This window comes from Parashewanella curva, assembly GCF_003675895.1.
GTDB classification, from domain to species: domain Bacteria; phylum Pseudomonadota; class Gammaproteobacteria; order Enterobacterales; family Shewanellaceae; genus Parashewanella; species Parashewanella curva.
In genome coordinates, this window is the sequence record NZ_ML014923.1 from 1 (window position 1) to 2,436 (window position 2,436).

The following is a 2,436-nucleotide window of genomic DNA, read 5'->3' on the forward strand; positions in this document are numbered from 1 at the left end:
CCGATACAGTGAATCTCGACTTAGCCAGCTTCCTACGGCTGGCTTTGTCACATCTGGAGCTAATACTAGCTGATCAACACCCGATCGATCCATTAGAATTTTTAATGAATTACGGTCGACACCCTTTCGATTTAATATCCCGTACCACTCGATCAGCTGTCTTTGCCAGTTCTGGCTCTACCTCTGCAAGCTTTTCTCTGTTTTTTTCGTAGTCCTGTACTCCGTCCCTCAGCGCATAAACAGAGCCAACGTTCCTGCGTTCGTAATTGTCCAAGGCATCGGTTAACGCTGTAAGGCTCTCAGACGCAATTTCAGCGTTTCTTACGTTTTCTGCATTGGATTGTATTGTCATGTCGAGATTTTCACGCTCATGAGCGATTGAGAGCTTCAGTTTTTCGATTTCAGCTTTCAAAGGTTCGACTTGCTTAGTTGCGCTGTAATATTCACGTATTGTTTGATGTCTTGCTTTGCTGCGTTCGACTCCTCGCTTCAATCCATATTTATTGCCTACATCGTTGGCAAAATTGGTTTGCAGCTCGGTCATTCGATGCTTTGTCCCACCAAGCAAGGCTTTAGAGTTCAGTTTCCCATCTACCACGGGCGCAAAGATCGCTTGCAAATGAGGTGTTGTCTCATCGTTATGAACCACATAACTAATGATATTTTGTTGCCCTCCAAGCTCCTTGGAGAGCCACACAAGCGCATCTTTGAAATATTGACGTTGTTCTTTCTCGCTCATTTTCTGCATGTGTTCGGGGCTACCAGTGACAACAACTTCAATTCCATAAACCGCATTTTTTCGGATCTTTTGTTTCCCTGTTAGGCCGTCAAATTTACCAAGACATTTATCGATAGAATTTAACGTACCGGGGATCACATTTTTAGCCATCAATTCGGGGTTTGCATTCGGGGTATCCTGCACTCGTAAATTGTGTGCAAGTGCGCCTCTTAAAGAACGTCTAGATTTGATTTTCTGGAAGCGCAATATAGCGAAGTTTTTGCTTTTATCTTTCATCTTTTCACCCTGCATCTTTTTGTTATTTTAACTCATTTGCGACAGCGTCAGACGTTCGGAGAGTCGCAGGGGTTCGCATCTGGAAAGCGTTACATGAAATGCAACGGGTTCCAGATGCGACTGGGCACATGTTTAGACATGTGGACTCACTCCCCCTTTTATTTTCATGTAACGCTTCGCATTCCCTGAAAAAAAGGGTGTGAGTTTTCCTTCGGAAAAAATCTTGAAACTGTTACAAAATCATGTATATTGATTATGTAACTTTTTCAAGTTAAGGAATTTTAACAATGAGCCAGCCAGTAAATTTCGATCAGTTTTGTACCAAATATGGATACGATCCAAAAAGCAAAAAAGCGAAAAATGAATACCAAACTTATTGTTCAAATCTAGATATGTTTTCAAAAATTTCTGAGAAGAAATTCTCTGAAAATTGGGGTGGAAAAAGAGAAGGTTCGGGACGAAAAACCAAGTATGAAAAAACCAAAGTAATGCGTATACCTGAAAAATATTCAGAAGTGATCAAGGCATTAATTGAACACTTGGATCAAACAGCTGAATTAGATCAAAACTATAAACCTGTGGAATCTGACCCCGTATTTATTCGAAGTCTAAAAGATAAAAAACAAGATATAACTTTCAAAACCAGCCCTAAATCTTGATTATGTTACATTTTCAAGGCGTCTTGAATCCCAACCATCAGCTCAGGCGGTCATGTGGAAAAAGCATTGAAACTAAAAAAACAGTTTCAACCCTTTTACACACAATCCGCTTGCAAGTTGAGCATGAAATTTGAACCTCGCTCCGCTTCAATAATTCTTTTTTTTGTTTTTTAAAAGCAAAGAAAAGAGCCTAAAAGCTGGGCAAGTATCCTAAGGGATACGCCCAATTCCAATTAATGAAGTCGATGCAAAGCATCTCCGCTTTTTTATGCTGCTTGCAAGCAGCTGAAGCCCTACCCACTTGGGGTATGTCAGCCGCTTACAATCTTGCAAGTCAGGGGGAAATTCTTACCAGCTGTGAAGCCGTCCATCGCACCCAATTTCCCAACTTTAACGCTGCATTGACTCTCCATACACACCCAGCTTTTTTTGATTCTAAGGAAGCGGGTTTACGCCTATTAACCTTGTTTTTTTGTGTATGTCGTCGGTGTTAAAGTCCGTCGCGGGCGTTAGCTAGCGATAGCCCTTGTAGCTAACTAAATGCGTATTGCCAGTCCAAACCATCTTTATTCCAAACTGACTCAGAGATAAACTTGAAGTGCTTATGCAGGTAGGTATATACTGAATAAGCACTGCCGATACAGTGAATCTCGACTTAGCCAGCTTCCTACGGCTGGCTTTGTCACATCTGGAGCTAATACTAGCTGATCAACACCCGATCGATCCATTAGAATTTTTAATGAATTACGGTCGACACCCTTT

At 41.4% G+C, this 2,436-nt stretch carries 2 protein-coding genes; one reads left to right on the forward strand and one right to left on the reverse strand.

Annotated features, from left to right (window positions below; translation table 11 throughout):
- Nucleotides 1-109: 109 nt before the first annotated feature.
- Nucleotides 110-1,015: a MobV family relaxase gene (gene mobV, locus D5018_RS21170; protein ID WP_165905151.1), complete on the reverse strand. Its 906-nt coding sequence runs from the start codon at nt 1,013-1,015 to the stop codon at nt 110-112.
- A 287-nt stretch (nt 1,016-1,302) separates the two neighbouring features.
- Here mobV and D5018_RS21175 point away from each other — a divergent pair, with 287 nt between their 5' ends.
- Entirely contained in the window at nt 1,303-1,674 is a 372-nt protein-coding gene (locus D5018_RS21175) for a hypothetical protein (RefSeq protein ID WP_243637491.1), read from the forward strand.
- The last annotated feature ends 762 nt before the right edge of the window (nt 1,675-2,436 follow it).

Bases quoted from the DNA above. Each gene is read 5' to 3' on its own strand.
- mobV (WP_165905151.1), bottom strand. From the start codon at position 1,015: ATGAAAGATAAAAGCAAAAACTTCGCTATATTGCGCTTCCAGAAAATC.
- D5018_RS21175 (WP_243637491.1), top strand. From the start codon at position 1,303: ATGAGCCAGCCAGTAAATTTCGATCAGTTTTGTACCAAATATGGATAC.